Here is a 14,428-nt window from a genome sequence, read left to right as displayed (position 1 = left end):
GTTTTCGGTGGATTGCCTATGCTTTTGTGGGAGCGGGCTGTTGTGGCGAGGGAGCTTGCTCCCGCTGGAGTGCGAAGCACTCCTAAAATCAGGCACCGCGCTCCCTCAGATAGAACGCAGGCGCAGGTTTTACGACTGCTTCGCAGCCGAGCGGGAGCAAGCCCCCTCGCCACAAGTTATCGCCCTGCCACTCCTTCACCAGCGCTCATTTCAATGCTTGGCCACTACCAGGTCTTTGGGCAACTTGAAGGTCCAGAGCATGCCGCCCTGGTTGAAGTCCTTGATGCGTTTGGCAACTTCGCCGCCCCACAGTGGAACCGCGCCACCCCAGCCGGAGAGGACCGAGACGTACTGTTCGCCATCCATTTCCCAGGTGATGGGCGAGCCGAGGACGCCGGAGCCGGTCTGGAATTCCCAGACTTTTTCGCCGGTTTTGGCGTTGAAGGCTTGCAGGAAACCTTCCGGGGTACCGGTAAAGACCAGGTTGCCCTTGGTGGTCAGCACGCCGCCCCAGAGCGGCGCGAAGTTCTTATGGCGCCAGACTTCCTTGCCGGTTTTCGGGTCGATGGCACGCAGCACGCCAATGTAGTCTTCGTTCAACGGCTTGATGGTGAAGCCGGCGCCGAGGAACGCCGCGCCCTTTTTATAGGCAATGCCTTCGTTCCAGATGTCCATGCCCCATTCGTTGGACGGCACATAGAACAGCCCGGTGTCCTGGCTGTAGGCCATGGGCATCCAGTTTTTCGCGCCGAGGAACGCCGGCGCGACAAACACCGAACTGCCCTTGGCTTCGCTGCCGGGTGCGCCGGGACGGCTGGCTTCGTTGTAGATAGGCCGACCCTCTTTGTCCAGGCCGGTGGCCCAGGTGATCTTGTCAACGAACGGGAAGCCGCGGATGAATTTGCCGTTGGTGCGGTCGAGCACGTAGAAGAAGCCGTTGCGGTCGGCGGTGGCTGCGGCCTTGATCTCTTTGCCGTCCTTGTCCTTGTAGTTGAAGGACACCAGCTCGTTGACGCCGTCATAGTCCCAGCCGTCGTGCGGGGTGCTCTGGAAGTGCCATTTGATAGTGCCGTCGTCCGGGTTCAGCGCCAGACGCGACGACGAGTAGAGGTTATCGCCCGGGCGCAGGTGCGAGTTCCACGGCGCCGGGTTGCCGGTGCCGAACAGCAGCAGGTTGGTTTCCGGATCGTAGTAGCCACCGAGCCAAGGCGCGGCGCCACCGGTTTTCCACAGATCGCCGGGCCAGGTCTTGCCCGCTTCACCGCCGGAAATACCGTTCTCGACCGCCTTGCCGTCCTTGTAGACGTAGCCCATGTGGCCTTCCACCGTCGGCCGGGTCCACAGCAAGGCACCGTTTTTCGGGTCATAGGCTTCGATCTTGCCGACCACGCCGAACTCGCCACCGGCGACCCCGGTGATCAGCTTGCCGTTGATCACCAGTGGCGCGGCGCTGATGGAATAGCCTTCCTTGTGGTCGGCGACTTTCTTGCTCCAGACCACTTTGCCGGTGTCCTTGTTCAGGGCTACCAGCTTGGCGTCGAGGGTACCGAAAATCACCAGGTCGCCATACAGCGCGACACCACGGTTGATCACGTCGCAGCATGGGCGGATGTCATCCGGCAGCCGCGCATCGTATTGCCAGAGTTTCTTGCCGGTGCGTGCATCTACCGCGAACACCCGTGAGTAGGAACCGGTCATGTACATCACGCCGTCCTTGATCATCGGCTGCGCCTGCTGACCGCGCTGTTTTTCGCCACCGAAGGAGAAGGCCCAGACCGGCCGCAAGTCTTTGATGTTATCGGTGTTGAGGGCATCCAGAGGACTGTAGCGCTGGCCCTGGACACCCAGGCCGTTGGTGACGACCTGCCCCGGGTTCTTCGGATCCTGGAGGATGTCTTGATCGGTGACTGCGGCCAGGGCCGAGGCGGACAACAGCATGGCACTGAGCAGCAGGCTCAAGGCGAAGGGTTGGCGACGCGCGGATTGGAACATGACGGCTACCTCTGCGGTTTTTGTTATGCCCGGGAAATTTTCCCGGTCTGCTGCAGATTCTTGGTCCGCAGGGCCCCGGCGACAATTGGCCGCAGTGTGGAGTTTTCTCGTTCCTTGGTACAAGGAACGCGTAGGAGCTGCCGAAGGCTGCGATCTTTTCCGGGGTTCGCTGGATCAAGATCAAAAGATCGCAGCCTGCGGCAGCTCCTACGCGCCGACCGGGTGGGAACACAAATCCCGTAGGCGCTGCCGATAGGCTGCGATCTTTTCCGGGGGTTCGCTGGATCAAGATCAAAAGATCGCAGCCTGCGGCAGCTCCTACGCGCCGGCCGGGTGGGAACACAAATCCCGTAGGAGCTGCCGATAGGCTGCGATCCTGGCGATCGACAGTTCACCCGATTATTTCTCGGCATCCACCCGCTTCATCTGTCCGCGCTCATAGCTTGGGTACAGATGGCTGACGCTGCGAATCAGTTCATAGCGGCTCAGGCTGATGGCGGCAAAGCGTTGGGGGATCGGGCTGCGGATCATCTCGCTCATCTCGCTGCCGCTGGCGGCGCCAGCGCGCATCAACTGGTCGAGCCAGCCAAGGTAGTCGCGCATCTGGGCAAAGGGCGCGTGGTCGGTCGTCAGTGGCCCGTGACCGGGTACGATGAGCTTCCATGGCAAGGCTTCGAGCTGGGCGATATCCGCTTGCCAGACCTCCAGCCCCGGAGAATTTGGGGTGGTCAGGGCGCGCTGATAAAACACCAGGTCGCCGGCGAACAGCACCCCGGTTTTCTCGTCGAGGATCGCCAGGTCGGCACCGGTATGCCCGCGCAGTCCCAGCAGGCGCAACGAATGACCGCCGATATTCAGGGTTCCAGGGCTCAATTCCTGGGTCGGTAACACCACTTCGGTGCCGCGCATCCAGTCGCCCACCAGTCGGTACATGTTCTCGGCCATGGCATCGCCTTGCTGACCCAGCAATTTGCGGGTGCCGGCCAGCGCGCCGATCGGTACATCGCCGAACGCCTGGTTACCCAGCACGTGATCGGGATGATGGTGAGTCAACAGCACCTGAATCACCGGCTTGTCGGTGGTCGCGGCGATGGCTTTGCGCAGGGCTTCGCCGTAGCGCTTCGACGGCCCGCTGTCGATCACCACCACGCCGTGATCGGTGACGATGAACGCGGTATTGACGATATTTCCGCCGTTGGCCTTGGCGAAGTTGTCGGTACTGCCTTCCAGCAGCCAGGTGTTCTCGGCGATCTGCCGGGGCTTGAGTTGATAGTCGAAGTCCGCCAGGGCCGGCAGACTCAGCGTAAGGCACAACAGCAGCATCCAGCGCATGACGCTCTCCTGGGGTTAGGGAATCGCCGCATCGAATTGATTGCCGCTGTTATCGCGCAGCAGCAAGCGCGTCTGCCCTGCCCCTTCGACGTCGAACGCCAGATTCGGGTTTTCACTGACCGCCGGGAACAGGCCTAGACTGGCCAGCAACTGGCCGCTGTCGTCACGCAACTCGGCATGATTGAGAAAGAACTCGGGAATCGCGCTGACCATGCCGTTATCCATCGGATGCGCCACCTGCAGCCGCAAGCGGCTGAATTCGCCACGGGGATAACGCCCGCCGAGGACTTCGCCGATGTGCTCTTCCCAGCCCGGCTGGGTACGCACCACGCTGGGCGCGGTGCAGCCGCCGCCAGCGGCATCGATCAGGGTCGAGCCGACATGCCAAAGCCCATCGCGGGTCAGCACGGCCGCCCGCAGCGGCGTGGCCTGTTCGATACGGATACGGATCGCCAGCCAGGGCAGCACCCGCTCCCCCGGCTGGAAGTCGACAATCATCGGCAACGGATTGAGCTCGGCCCAGGCAAGAATCTTCACCACCTCGCCCTTGAACGCCCGGGCGTCGATTTCCAGTGGCACCTGTCGGGCGTCTTCGGCGAATGGCGGCGCCAGCAGCTTGACCCGCTCATCGAACACGAACGGCGCATCGCCGAGAATTTGCTTGTGATAGAAGGCCCACATCACCGAGGGCACCGGGTCCTTGCCCGGATCGACCTCGATGGCCTGGGCCGCCAATGGCAACCAGCAGGCCAACAGACAACTCGCTCGCCAGTTCATTTCCCGCTCCTATTGATACATCTCCGGTACTTCATAGCGCAGGCCGTACTCGGCGTAGATCGCCTTGAGCGTGCCGTCGCGGATCAAGCCTTCGAGTGCCTCTTCCACGGCATAAGCCAGCTGACGGTTGCTTTCATGCACCGCCATGCCGATCTCCCAGAGTTGCTTGCCCATGTTCGGGTAGGCGTTTTCCGCCAGCGCCAGTTGCGAGTCCCTGGCTTCATGCACCTGCCAGTCGATCTCGCCGCGCATGGCCATCACCGCATCCACCTCGCCGGCTTTCATCGCGGCGAAGGCTTTGGGCACAGTGGGGTAATGGTGGGTCTTGGCACTGAGCATGCCGTTGAACACCGACGTCAGATAGAACGACGGTACGCTGTCGACTTCGACGCCGATCGGATGGTGTTCGAACACCGCGACGCTGCCCACCTTGTCGAGTCGGCGGCGATCATAAGCGACTTGCCAGGACTCGTTCTGGTAAGGGCCGAACATCACCACGTGGCCGTTTTCCAGCTCACCCAGCTCATTGCGCTTTTGCGCGTAGTCGCGGTCATAGGGCGCGCGCATCATCAGGTCGGCCAACTGCTGGTTGCGCAGTTGATTGCCGCGCCAGATGTAATCGCGCAGGTCGTCGTCGAGCTTCTCGCCCGGCGGTGCCCAGATCAGCTCCAGGCGCACGCCGAGGGCTTTGGCCAAAGCCTTGGCCAATTCCACATCGACGCCCCGCGCCTGGCCGCCATCCTCGAAGCTGTAGGGCGCGAAATCCTTGTAGACCGCGACCTTCAACTCGCCGGCGGCGATCATTTCATCAAAGGTACGGACCTGCGCCTGCAGCGTCTGACAACACAGCAATAGCGCGGTTAACAGCACAGCGAGCCGGCCCATGGGTTACTCCTCGATGTGCACGCTGTCCAGATAGGTGCGCACCGCCCACAAGGCTTCCTGGCTCAAGTAGTCGGCCATTTTCGGCATGTAGACACGACCGTCGCGCACCGCGCCATGACGCACCCGCTCAACGAACCACTCGTCTCCGGCCTCACCGGCATCGAGCATGCGCAGATCCGGGGCGATCCCACCGGACTTGGCTTCCAGGCCATGGCAGGCCGCACAGTTCTGGTTAAAGGCCGAGGAACCGATTTCAATCGCCTTGTCTTTTTCCGGGGTGGTGCGATAGGGGTTTACCGCAGCCCAGCCATCGCCATCGACCGGTACTCCGGCATCCTTGATCGAGGTCAATCCCTTGGTTTCAACGGTTTGTGGCACCACGTTGCCGTGGGCCAGTACTGAACCGGTCGTGATAAGGCCAGCCAGCAGACCGGCGACGAGTATGGCGTTGCGTTTTGTTGTCATTGTTATGCCCTCAGAATTGCACGCTAAACCTCTCTGCAGAGGCTATGCCCTCATCTTAAGAACAGCGATCTGCAAGCCGTATGCTGCTTTGGTGGCCGCCCTCTACTTCCTTGGTAGTAGGGCTTGTGACGTGGGTCTGATTCAGGTGCCAACCGGGAACTTGTCCCGGCAAGAGCGGGACTTTTTCCGTATCACCGTGCGGCGTTGGGTTCCATCGTAGGCAGGCCAAAACCTCCACTGGAAGTCTCGCCGCCGATCACCTGGGAACAGGATGGCGAGCAGTACATCGGCGTGACCGTCGGTTATGGCGGCGCAGTACCACTGTGGGGCGGCGACATGGCCGAGCTGACCAAGCCGGTGGCGCAAGGCGGTTCGTTCTGGGTGTTCAAGATCCCGAGCTGGGATAACCAGACCGCGCAGAAGTAAGGCTTGCGGGGCAAGCCTGCCCCATGACCTGTGGGGGGACTTGCTCTTATGCCAGTCAGTGGCGAGGAACAAGCGCCAAGCGCACTACCTGTGGCGAGGGGGCTTGCCCCCGCTGGACCGCGAAGCGGTCCCAAAACCAGGCAACGGGGTCCTTCAGTTAGAACCCGAGCACCTGTATTGCGACTGCTTCGCAGCCGAGCGGGGGCAAGCCCCCTCGCCACCAATGTTGCCAGACCAGAGATCTCCGCTAACTGACTGGCGTTGAGACCTACCCACGAATGCTCTCTCACTCACACCAGAGAACCCAGCCATGAACTACCTGCCTCTGCTTCTCCTGCTCACCCTGCCCTCCGCCTTCGCCGCCAATGACAACGAAGACACCCCGCTGACCATCAACGGCTGCGTCATCGCCGAATCCAGCCAATGCCCCGGCGCCAACCTGCGCGGGGCCGACCTGAGCAATCAGGACCTGCGCAAGATGAACCTCAGCGGCGCCGACCTGCGCGACGCCAATCTGCGTCATGCCCGACTTGATCTTGCGAACCTCGAAAAAGCCCGACTACAGAACGCCAACCTGACCCGCGCCAGCCTGCAGCAAAGCAACCTGCGCCTGGCCGACTTCAGCGGTGCGAAGCTGGTGGCGATCCAGGGCTGGGGCCTGTTCGCCCAGGGCGCGCAATTCCAGGACGCGAACCTCAGTGGCGCCTACCTGCAATTCGCCCGCCTCTCCGGCGCCAGACTGCACAACGCCCACCTGCAAGCCGCCGACCTGGAAATGACCTGGCTGAGCAAGGCCGACCTCAAAGGCGCCAACCTCAGCGACGCCAACCTGCAAGAAGCCAAGTTCGGCGAAAGCAACCTGGAACAGGCCAACCTCAGTGACTCGCGGCAACATTATGCGAATTTTCAGGACAGCAATATGGAGGGGTGCAAGGGGTGTCCGATGTCTTGGGATAAATAGTCCGAGGGGATACAACAATCCCCTGCAAAGATCAAAAGATCGCAGGCTTCGCCAGCTCCTACGCCGAACGGGTACACCTGCAATATCGGGGTGAACGCTCCATCGCCCATGATCAAACCGCCACCCGCACCACCCCCATATCGATCCCCAGGTGCACCAGCTCGGCATGGGAGGTGACCTGCAGTTTGCTTTTGAGCAACGTCAGGTGGTTGGACACGGTCTTGGCGCTGATGCACAGTTGTTCGGCAATCTGCCGGGTCGGGGTGCCTTTGGCGAGCATGACGAAGATTTCCAGTTCACGCTGGGTCATGCTTTGCAAGCGCGGGTCGCTGGCATCCCGTTGCTGCGGGTTGCAGGCCAGTTGGGTGGCCAGCGGCTGCTCGATGTACGCATGGCCGGCGAGGATGCGCCGCACGGCTTCGATCAACACTTCGGGGTCGGAGTTTTTTGTCAGATACCCAGAGGCCCCGGCGTCCAGGGCCTGGCGCACCAGCGGCAGTTCATCGTGCATGCTGAAGAACAGCACGCGCAGCTGCGGCAAGCGCTGACGCAGCCGTCGGGTAGTTTCCAGGCCGCTGATCCCGGGCAGCCCGAAATCCATGATCACCAGGCTGGGAATCTCTTCCTGGACCCGGACCAGCGCCTCTTCACCATTCGCCGCCTCGCGCACCTGCATCGCCGGTAATACTGCCCGCAACAGGCTGGCATAGCCCTGCCGGACCACCGCATGATCGTCCACCAGCAAAATGTTCATTGAGCCTCCATGGGAATACTCAAGGCCAGGGCCCAACCGGCGCCGGGCTGACTGAAAATACGCAGTTCGCCACCGAGGCTGCGGGCCCGTTCCTGCATCGAGTACAGGCCGACGCCCGGACGCTGCGGCTGTTGGGCTCCACGACCGTTATCGCGAACCAACAGGCGCAAACGCGTGCCCCGGTGTTGCAGGCGCACCCGCACCTGGCTGGCATCGGCGTGGCGGGCGACATTGATCAGGGCTTCCTGGAGGAATCGGTAGAGGTGGGTCTTATCCGGCGTGGACAACGCCGGCAGGTGGTCGCTGACCCGTAACCGGCAGTCGATGCCTTGACTGCTCTGCCACTGTCGCACCAGCAGTTGCAGGGCCTCAGGCAGCGGCAAATGCTCAAGCACCACCGGGTACAAATCGCGTACCAGGGCGCGGAAACCTTGCTGCAAGTGCTGGCAATTGAGTTCCAGGGCCTGCACGGTCTGCGACACTGCTTCAGGCTTGTTGGCGACCACCCGTAGCAGGCAAACCTGAGCACGAATCCCGGCCAGGTATTGGCCCAGATCATCGTGCAGGGTTTGCGCAAGCTGGGTGCGCTCTTGCTCCTGGACGGCGAGCAAGGTGCAGGTCAGTTGCGCATTGTCCACCCGCACCTGCTCCAGGGTGGCGGTCATGCGGTTGAAATGACCGGTCAGTTGCCGCGCTTCGGGCGAACTCCTGTGGTGCAGGCGCACCTGGAGTTGGCCATCGGACACCTGTTGCAACGCATGCAACAAGTCATCGAGCAGCCTCAGGCCACGGCGTAATGCCCAGCGGATACTCAACAGACTGATGGTCAGCGCCAAGGCACTGAGGCACAGCAGTTGCTGCAAGGAATCCCAGACTTCATCGATTTCATCCCTGGGGTCGACGGCGATCAGCACCCGTCGCCCATCGGCCAGTTCCAGCACCCGAGGCGGATGGCGGTCTGGCGCAATCAATTGCCGCCCCAGCCAGGCATCCAGACCTTGTTCCCGGGATTGCCGGGCGCGGGTTTCGCCCGGCTCCAGCCAACTGACCCGCACATGCCGCAGGCTGGCGGTCAACCGCGGTTGCAGGCTGTCGGGATTGCGTTCGGCGGTTTCGCCGAGGTACTCGACCAGCGCTTCGGCGGCCTGCAGTTCGCGTTCGACATCGGTCGTCGCCTGCTGCACCACCAGCGTCAGGCAGACAAGGGTGACCAGGGCAAAAAATACCGTCACCCACAGGTTGATCCGCCAGAGTGCCGACATGCCTAACGTCCCGGCGCCACGGGGGTGACCAGCCCGGACAAGACAACCGGCGTATGCAGCTTGTCCAGGCCAATCAGGCTCAGAATCAGCAGGAACGGTAGCAGCAAGGCTTTGAGGATGCGCATGGCCGGAGGTCTCCAGGGTGATGGCCGTTGCGGCCATGCTAAGACCCTGACGGGCGCCTTGAGCTACTACCTTGGTACTGGCCGACTGGTACTTTCTGCATATTTCCCTGCACCCCGTCACTTCCTATGCTGACGCTACCTGTAGTGGAGAGCCTTATGCGCCAGCTTGTCAGTTACGCCTTGTTCTACCTGTTGGCGATTGCCAGCGCCGCGTTGCTGGCAACCCAGAGCCAGGCGGCAGACAGCGGCTTGCAGATCCCCATCGGTTATCTGGGCTATCGGCCCGATCCCGGCCCGTTGCTGTCGAACGTCATTCCGGAACCGGTCGACGCCGGGCTGCGCGGAGCGGAGCTGGCGATCAGCGACAGCAACAGTACCGGGCGTTTTCTCAACCAGAGCTACAGCCTGGTCAGCGCCAGCGTCGACAGCCCCGAAGCCTTGCTCGATGCAGCCAGGGCCCAGCATGCGCAAGGGCTGCGGCTGTTCGTGGTGAATGCCCCGGCCGAGAGCCTGCGCCAGCTCAGCGCCGCCCTGCCCGACAGCCTGCTGTTCAATGCCGGCAGTGCCGATGACCGCCTGCGCAGCACCGACTGCCTGGCGAATATGCTGCACAGCCTGCCGAGCCGGGCGATGCTCGCCGATGCCCTGGCGCAGTTTCTGGTGGTGCGCAAATGGCAACGGGTGTTGCTGATCGTCGGCCCGACCGCGGACGACCAGGCCTATGCCGCCGCCCTGCGGCGTGCGGCGAAACGTTTCGGCTTGCAGATCGTCGCCGAGAAACCCTGGTCTTTCGACAATGACCAGCGCCGCAGCGCCCAGGCCGACATGCCGCTGTTCACCCAGACCGCCGAGTACGACGTGGTGCTGGTGGCCGACGAGCGCGGTGACTTTGGCGAATACGTGCCCTACCAGACCTGGTACCCGCGTCCGGTCGCCGGCACCCAGGGCCTGACTCCGACCGGCTGGCACAAGACCGTGGAAACCTACGGCGCGGCGCAGTTGCAGAAACGCTTCGAAGCCATGGCCGGACGCTGGATGAACGACCGTGATTTCGCCGCCTGGATCGCCGTGCGCAGCGTCGCCAGCGCGGTGAGCAAATTGCGCCAGAGCGATGCCCGGGCAATTCGCCAGCTGGCGCTCGGCGATCAGCTGCCACTGGATGGCTTCAAGGGTCGCAAGCTCAGTTATCGCTCGTGGAACGGCCAGCTGCGCCAACCGATTCCGATCGTGCAGCCGCGTGCGCTGGTCAGCACTTCACCGCAAGAAGGTTTCCTGCACCCGCTCAACGAAATGGACAGCCTCGGCTACGACAAGCCCGAGGTGAGCTGCCGCTTCCCCTGATTCCCACAACGACAATAAAAGGAACTTGCCATGCACCGCACCCTGCTTGCATCCGCCTTACTGCTTGCCACCGCGCCCGTGCTGGCGAGTACCGCCTGGGTCTCCAATGAAAAGGACAACAGCCTGAGCCTGATCGACCTGCAGACCCTGCAAGTCACCGACACCCTGGCGGTCGGCCAGCGCCCCCGCGGCCTGCTGTTGTCCCATGACAATACGCTGCTGTACATCTGCGCCAGCGACTCGGACCGGGTCCAGGTGATGGACGTCGCCACCCGCAAAATCATCAAGGAACTGCCTTCGGGCAAAGACCCCGAGCAGTTCGCCCTGCACCCCAACAACCGCTGGCTGTACGTGTCCAACGAGGACGATGCGCTGGTCACGGTAATCGATACACAAACCTCCAAGGTGCTGGCGCAGATCGGTGTCGGCGTCGAACCTGAAGGCATGGCGGTCAGCCCCGACGGCAAGTGGGCGGTGAACACCAGCGAAACCACCAACATGCTGCACTGGATCGACACCAGCACCCAGACCCTGGCCGACAGCACCCTGGTCGATCAGCGGCCGCGTTTCGTCCAGTTCAATCAGGAGGGTTCGCAACTCTGGGCCTCGGCCGAGATCGGCGGCACCGTGACCATTCTCGACGTCGCCAGCCGGCAGGTCCTCAAGACCCTGAAGTTCCAGATCAAGGGCGTGCACCCGGACAAGGTCCAGCCGGTCGGGGTCAAACTCAGCGCCGACGGCAAATACGCCTTCGTCGCCCTCGGCCCGGCGAACCATATCGCGGTGATCGATGCCAAGACCTTCGAGATTCTCGACTACTTGCTGGTCGGTCGCCGGGTCTGGCAGTTGGCGTTCACCCCGGACCAGAGTCAGCTGCTGGCCACCAATGGCGTCAGCGGCGATGTGTCGGTGATCGATGTAAACAGCCTCAAGGTCATCAAGTCGGTCAAGGTCGGGCGTTATCCATGGGGCGTGGTGGTGACCCCATGAACGCTCTGGAGGTTTCTGACCTGAGCTTTGCCTACGGCGCCCGCGAAGCGCTGCACCCGCTGACGTTCAGCCTTGAGCCCGGGCGTTTTGCCGCGTTGCTGGGGCCAAACGGTGCAGGCAAGTCAACCTTGATCGCCCTGCTGACTCGCCTGTACGACCTGCAACACGGTGACATTCGGGTTGGTGGTCATTCGTTGCGCAGCGCCCCGCGTCTGGCCTTGCGTCAATTGGGCGTAGTGTTTCAACAGAGCACCCTGGACCTGGACCTGAGCGTCGAGCAGAACCTGCGCTATCACGCCGCCTTGCACGGGTTGCCCAGGCAAAAGGCGAATGCACGGGTCGAGGCCGAACTGGCGCGCCAGGCATTGACCGAGCGGCGCCGTGAACGGGTCCGCGAGCTCAATGGCGGCCACCGCCGACGGGTGGAAATTGCCCGCGCCTTGCTGCATGAGCCGCGGTTGTTGCTGCTCGACGAAGCCAGCGTCGGCCTCGACCCTGCCAGCCGTCTGGCGCTTAACCAGCACATCCGCAGCCTGTGCCGGGATCAGGGCATCAGCGTGCTCTGGACCACCCACCTGCTGGATGAGGTGCAGCCCAGCGATGACCTGCTGATTCTGCATCAAGGGCGGCTGGTGGCCAGTGGTCAGGCGGATGCCGTGAGCCTCGAACACGGCACTGACCTGAGCTCGGCGTTCCAGCGCCTTACCACTCCAGGAGTAGCGGCTCGATGAGCGCTTATTGGCAGTGTTTCAGCGGTATCGTCCTGCGCGAATGGCTGCGGTTTATCCTGCAGCGCACGCGCTTTCTCAGTGCGCTGGTACGGCCACTGCTATGGCTGCTGGTATTCGCCGCGGGCTTCCGGGCGGCGCTGGGCATCGCGATCATCGAGCCTTACGACACCTACATTCCCTATGAGGTCTACATCGTCCCCGGACTGGCGTGCATGATCCTGCTGTTCAATGGCATGCAAGGTTCGCTGTCGATGGTTTATGACCGGGAAATGGGCAGCATGCGGGTGCTGTTGACCAGCCCCCTGCCCCGGGCCTTTCTGTTGGGCAGCAAACTGCTGGCCACCGCCTTGATCTCGCTGCTGCAGGTGTATGCCTTTCTCGCCATCGCCTGGGTCTACGGGGTGCAACCACCGATCTTTGGTCTACTGGCGGCATTGCCGGCCTTGCTGCTGGTTGCGCTGATGCTCAGTGCCCTGGGGTTGTTGCTGTCGAATGCCATCCGCCAACTGGAAAACTTCGCCGGGGTGATGAATTTTGTGATATTCCCACTGTTTTTCCTGTCTTCGGCGCTGTATCCACTGTGGAAAATGCGTGAATCGAGCGAATGGCTGTATTGGCTCTGCGCCCTCAGCCCCTTCACCCATTCCGTGGAACTGGTGCGTTTTGCCCTGTACGAGCGCCTCAACCTGCTGGCCCTGGCCGTGTGCCTGGGCTTGACGCTGCTGTTCTCATTGCTGGCGGTGCTGACCTTCAATCCGCAGCATGCGGCGCTGCGCCGGGCCGGGTGAAGCACATATCGGCGATAGCGAGATAAACGCCCCCCCTTGTAGGAGCTGGCGCAGCCTGCGATCTTTTCCGGCGGGCAGCGCGGTATCGCGGGGGTGTCATGGGGATTTTCAAGATCAAAAGATCGCAGCCTTCGGCAGCTCCTACGACTTTAGTACTGGTTTTCCTGTCTATCGTCGCATTCACAAAGCAGCAACACTGGCATGTAATGGGTCTATAAGAAAAAGGACCATACCCTATGCTGCGTGCCCCGCGCTATCTGCTCCACCCTTCCCTTGCAGTCTTGTCGCTGAGCCTGTTGCTGAGTGTCGCACAGGCACAAACCGCGCTGTTCTCCCCGGCGGGCTACCGCACCAGTCTCTATCGCAGCCCGACGCCGGATCATCTCGACGGCGGCCGAATCATCGACACCACCCACTTGCAAATCTTGCTGAAACACAGCCCGAAGCCGGTACTGATCGACGTGTATCGTCGCCAATGGCTGCAGGGACGTTTCATCGAAGACCAGCCCCACGCCAACCTGCCCGGCAGCCTCTGGCTGGCCAACACCGGTGACGGTGAACTGAGCCCGCAATGGCAGGACTATTTCGCCCGCAACTTGCAAAAAGCTGCGGCCGGGCGCAAGGATCAACCGCTGGTGTTCTACTGTCGCGCCGATTGCTGGCTGAGCTGGAACGCAGTAAAACGCGCCACCGAAATGGGTTATAAAGATGTGTATTGGTACCGCGATGGCCTGGATGCCTGGGAGGCGGCGAACCTGCCAGTGGAAGCGGCCCGACCCGAACCCTTCCCCTGACCTATAGGCAACGGATTCGCGCCATACCATAATTAAAATAACGAGGTGAAAGGCCATGTACAAAATTCTGATTGCCGACGATCACCCACTGTTTCGCGAAGCCATTCATAACGTCATCAGCGATGGCTTTCCTGGCAGTGAAGTCATGGAAACCGCCGACCTGGACAGCGCCCTGGCGCTGACCCAGGAGCATGACGATCTGGACCTGATCCTGCTCGACCTGAACATGCCCGGCATGCACGGTCTCAACGGCCTGATCAACCTGCGCAACGAGGCTCCGACCATTCCGGTGGTGATCGTCTCCGCCGAACAGGACAAGCAGGTCGTGCTGCAAGCCATCACCTATGGCGCGGTGGGTTTCATCACCAAGTCATCGCCGCGCACGCAGATGACCGACGCCATCCAGCAGATCCTCAACGGCAACGTCTACCTGCCCTCGGACATCATCCGCACCCAGAAACCCGGCACCCGGCGCAGTATGAATGAGATGCCGAACTTTGCCCCCGAACTGCTCCAGGCCTTGACCCGCAAGCAGCTGCTGGTGCTGGAACGGATGACCAAGGGCGAGTCGAACAAACAGATCGCCTACACCCTGGAAATTGCCGAGACCACGGTCAAGGCCCACGTCTCGGCGATCCTGCGCAAACTCAACGTGCACAATCGGGTGCAAGCGATTCTCAGTGCCGGGGATATTGATTTTGCGGCGTATTTGCGGCGGTGAGGTGATCTAACCCCCAAGAGTCGGCGTCAAGCCACAAAGATCGCAGCCTCCTACACAGGGGATTGCAGCCACCCGCCCCATTGC

At 62.0% G+C, this 14,428-nt stretch carries 15 protein-coding genes and 1 pseudogene; 8 read left to right on the top strand and 8 right to left on the bottom strand.

What is annotated here, in order from left to right:
• Window positions 1-210: 210 nt before the first annotated feature.
• The 5 genes from AC3IUA_RS14680 to pedF all read right to left on the bottom strand — a co-directional run bounded on the left by AC3IUA_RS14680 (window position 211) and on the right by pedF (window position 5,451).
• Complete coding sequence (locus AC3IUA_RS14680) at window positions 211-1,992, bottom strand: PQQ-dependent methanol/ethanol family dehydrogenase (RefSeq protein WP_489361989.1); 1,782 nt, start codon at window positions 1,990-1,992, stop codon at window positions 211-213.
• A gap of 399 nt (window positions 1,993-2,391) precedes the next feature.
• Complete coding sequence (locus tag AC3IUA_RS14675) at window positions 2,392-3,324, bottom strand: quinoprotein relay system zinc metallohydrolase 1 (RefSeq protein WP_489361987.1); 933 nt, start codon at window positions 3,322-3,324, stop codon at window positions 2,392-2,394.
• A 15-nt stretch (window positions 3,325-3,339) separates the two neighbouring features.
• Complete coding sequence (locus tag AC3IUA_RS14670; RefSeq protein WP_489361985.1) at window positions 3,340-4,101, bottom strand: quinoprotein dehydrogenase-associated SoxYZ-like carrier; 762 nt, start codon at window positions 4,099-4,101, stop codon at window positions 3,340-3,342.
• 9 nt (window positions 4,102-4,110) lie between these two features.
• A complete protein-coding gene (locus AC3IUA_RS14665; RefSeq protein ID WP_489361983.1) occupies window positions 4,111-4,986 on the bottom strand; it encodes a substrate-binding periplasmic protein in 876 nt (291 codons plus the stop codon).
• 3 nt (window positions 4,987-4,989) lie between these two features.
• Complete coding sequence (gene pedF / locus AC3IUA_RS14660) at window positions 4,990-5,451, bottom strand: cytochrome c-550 PedF (protein ID WP_489361981.1); 462 nt, start codon at window positions 5,449-5,451, stop codon at window positions 4,990-4,992.
• A 243-nt stretch (window positions 5,452-5,694) separates the two neighbouring features.
• Between pedF and AC3IUA_RS14655 the strand changes: the two are divergent.
• Together AC3IUA_RS14655 and AC3IUA_RS14650 are read left to right on the top strand one after the other, a co-directional pair.
• Window positions 5,695-5,877, top strand: a pseudogene (locus tag AC3IUA_RS14655) (hypothetical protein); the annotation flags it as partial.
• A 310-nt stretch (window positions 5,878-6,187) separates the two neighbouring features.
• Window positions 6,188-6,838 (top strand): pentapeptide repeat-containing protein, encoded by a 651-nt coding sequence (locus AC3IUA_RS14650; protein ID WP_489361979.1) that lies wholly within the window; start codon window positions 6,188-6,190, stop codon window positions 6,836-6,838.
• A 112-nt stretch (window positions 6,839-6,950) separates the two neighbouring features.
• Here AC3IUA_RS14650 and AC3IUA_RS14645 read toward each other — a convergent pair whose 3' ends face one another.
• From AC3IUA_RS14645 to AC3IUA_RS14635, 3 genes are read right to left on the bottom strand one after another with little or no spacing between them, the layout of a single operon-like run.
• Window positions 6,951-7,592: a response regulator transcription factor gene (locus tag AC3IUA_RS14645; protein WP_489361977.1), complete on the bottom strand. Its 642-nt coding sequence runs from the start codon at window positions 7,590-7,592 to the stop codon at window positions 6,951-6,953.
• Window positions 7,589-8,854, bottom strand: coding sequence for a HAMP domain-containing sensor histidine kinase (locus tag AC3IUA_RS14640; protein WP_489361975.1), 1,266 nt, complete (start codon window positions 8,852-8,854; stop codon window positions 7,589-7,591). Before AC3IUA_RS14640 ends, AC3IUA_RS14645 begins: the two co-directional genes overlap by 4 nt.
• A gap of 2 nt (window positions 8,855-8,856) precedes the next feature.
• Window positions 8,857-8,979 carry a hypothetical protein gene (locus tag AC3IUA_RS14635; protein ID WP_489361973.1) on the bottom strand — a complete coding sequence of 41 codons (123 nt, stop codon included), beginning with the start codon at window positions 8,977-8,979 and terminating at the stop codon, window positions 8,857-8,859.
• Between the two features lie 156 nt (window positions 8,980-9,135).
• On the opposite strand from AC3IUA_RS14635, the gene AC3IUA_RS14630 reads away from it, so the two are divergent.
• The 6 genes from AC3IUA_RS14630 to AC3IUA_RS14605 all read left to right on the top strand — a co-directional run bounded on the left by AC3IUA_RS14630 (window position 9,136) and on the right by AC3IUA_RS14605 (window position 14,344).
• Window positions 9,136-10,320, top strand: a complete 1,185-nt coding sequence (locus AC3IUA_RS14630) for an ABC transporter substrate-binding protein (protein ID WP_489361971.1) — start codon at window positions 9,136-9,138, stop codon at window positions 10,318-10,320.
• A gap of 30 nt (window positions 10,321-10,350) precedes the next feature.
• The gene (locus AC3IUA_RS14625) at window positions 10,351-11,310 is read left to right on the top strand and encodes a YVTN family beta-propeller repeat protein (RefSeq protein WP_489361970.1); all 960 of its coding nucleotides are present in this window, start codon (window positions 10,351-10,353) and stop codon (window positions 11,308-11,310) included.
• Complete coding sequence (locus AC3IUA_RS14620) at window positions 11,307-12,041, top strand: ABC transporter ATP-binding protein (protein ID WP_489361968.1); 735 nt, start codon at window positions 11,307-11,309, stop codon at window positions 12,039-12,041. Before AC3IUA_RS14625 ends, AC3IUA_RS14620 begins: the two co-directional genes overlap by 4 nt.
• Entirely contained in the window at window positions 12,038-12,829 is a 792-nt protein-coding gene (locus tag AC3IUA_RS14615; protein ID WP_489361967.1) for an ABC transporter permease, read from the top strand. The genes AC3IUA_RS14620 and AC3IUA_RS14615 overlap by 4 nt, the downstream gene beginning before the upstream one ends.
• 236 nt (window positions 12,830-13,065) lie before the next feature.
• Window positions 13,066-13,623: a PQQ-dependent catabolism-associated CXXCW motif protein gene (locus AC3IUA_RS14610; RefSeq protein ID WP_489361965.1), complete on the top strand. Its 558-nt coding sequence runs from the start codon at window positions 13,066-13,068 to the stop codon at window positions 13,621-13,623.
• 55 nt (window positions 13,624-13,678) lie between these two features.
• Entirely contained in the window at window positions 13,679-14,344 is a 666-nt protein-coding gene (locus tag AC3IUA_RS14605; protein ID WP_489361964.1) for a response regulator, read from the top strand.
• Window positions 14,345-14,428: the final 84 nt, after the last annotated feature.

Source organism: Pseudomonas sp. KH_050 (genome assembly GCF_057838875.1).
This window is presented reverse-complemented; position numbering and strand designations above follow the sequence as displayed.

Coding starts and splice junctions, on each gene's coding strand:
- AC3IUA_RS14640 (WP_489361975.1), bottom strand. CDS start 8,854: ATGTCGGCACTCTGGCGGATCAACCTGTGGGTGACGGTATTTTTTGCC.
- AC3IUA_RS14670 (WP_489361985.1), bottom strand. CDS start 4,101: ATGAACTGGCGAGCGAGTTGTCTGTTGGCCTGCTGGTTGCCATTGGCG.
- AC3IUA_RS14605 (WP_489361964.1), top strand. CDS start 13,679: ATGTACAAAATTCTGATTGCCGACGATCACCCACTGTTTCGCGAAGCC.
- AC3IUA_RS14675 (WP_489361987.1), bottom strand. CDS start 3,324: ATGCGCTGGATGCTGCTGTTGTGCCTTACGCTGAGTCTGCCGGCCCTG.
- pedF (WP_489361981.1), bottom strand. CDS start 5,451: ATGACAACAAAACGCAACGCCATACTCGTCGCCGGTCTGCTGGCTGGC.
- AC3IUA_RS14615 (WP_489361967.1), top strand. CDS start 12,038: ATGAGCGCTTATTGGCAGTGTTTCAGCGGTATCGTCCTGCGCGAATGG.
- AC3IUA_RS14665 (WP_489361983.1), bottom strand. CDS start 4,986: ATGGGCCGGCTCGCTGTGCTGTTAACCGCGCTATTGCTGTGTTGTCAG.
- AC3IUA_RS14650 (WP_489361979.1), top strand. CDS start 6,188: ATGAACTACCTGCCTCTGCTTCTCCTGCTCACCCTGCCCTCCGCCTTC.
- AC3IUA_RS14635 (WP_489361973.1), bottom strand. CDS start 8,979: ATGCGCATCCTCAAAGCCTTGCTGCTACCGTTCCTGCTGATTCTGAGC.
- AC3IUA_RS14620 (WP_489361968.1), top strand. CDS start 11,307: ATGAACGCTCTGGAGGTTTCTGACCTGAGCTTTGCCTACGGCGCCCGC.
- AC3IUA_RS14645 (WP_489361977.1), bottom strand. CDS start 7,592: ATGAACATTTTGCTGGTGGACGATCATGCGGTGGTCCGGCAGGGCTAT.
- AC3IUA_RS14610 (WP_489361965.1), top strand. CDS start 13,066: ATGCTGCGTGCCCCGCGCTATCTGCTCCACCCTTCCCTTGCAGTCTTG.
- AC3IUA_RS14630 (WP_489361971.1), top strand. CDS start 9,136: ATGCGCCAGCTTGTCAGTTACGCCTTGTTCTACCTGTTGGCGATTGCC.
- AC3IUA_RS14680 (WP_489361989.1), bottom strand. CDS start 1,992: ATGTTCCAATCCGCGCGTCGCCAACCCTTCGCCTTGAGCCTGCTGCTC.
- AC3IUA_RS14625 (WP_489361970.1), top strand. CDS start 10,351: ATGCACCGCACCCTGCTTGCATCCGCCTTACTGCTTGCCACCGCGCCC.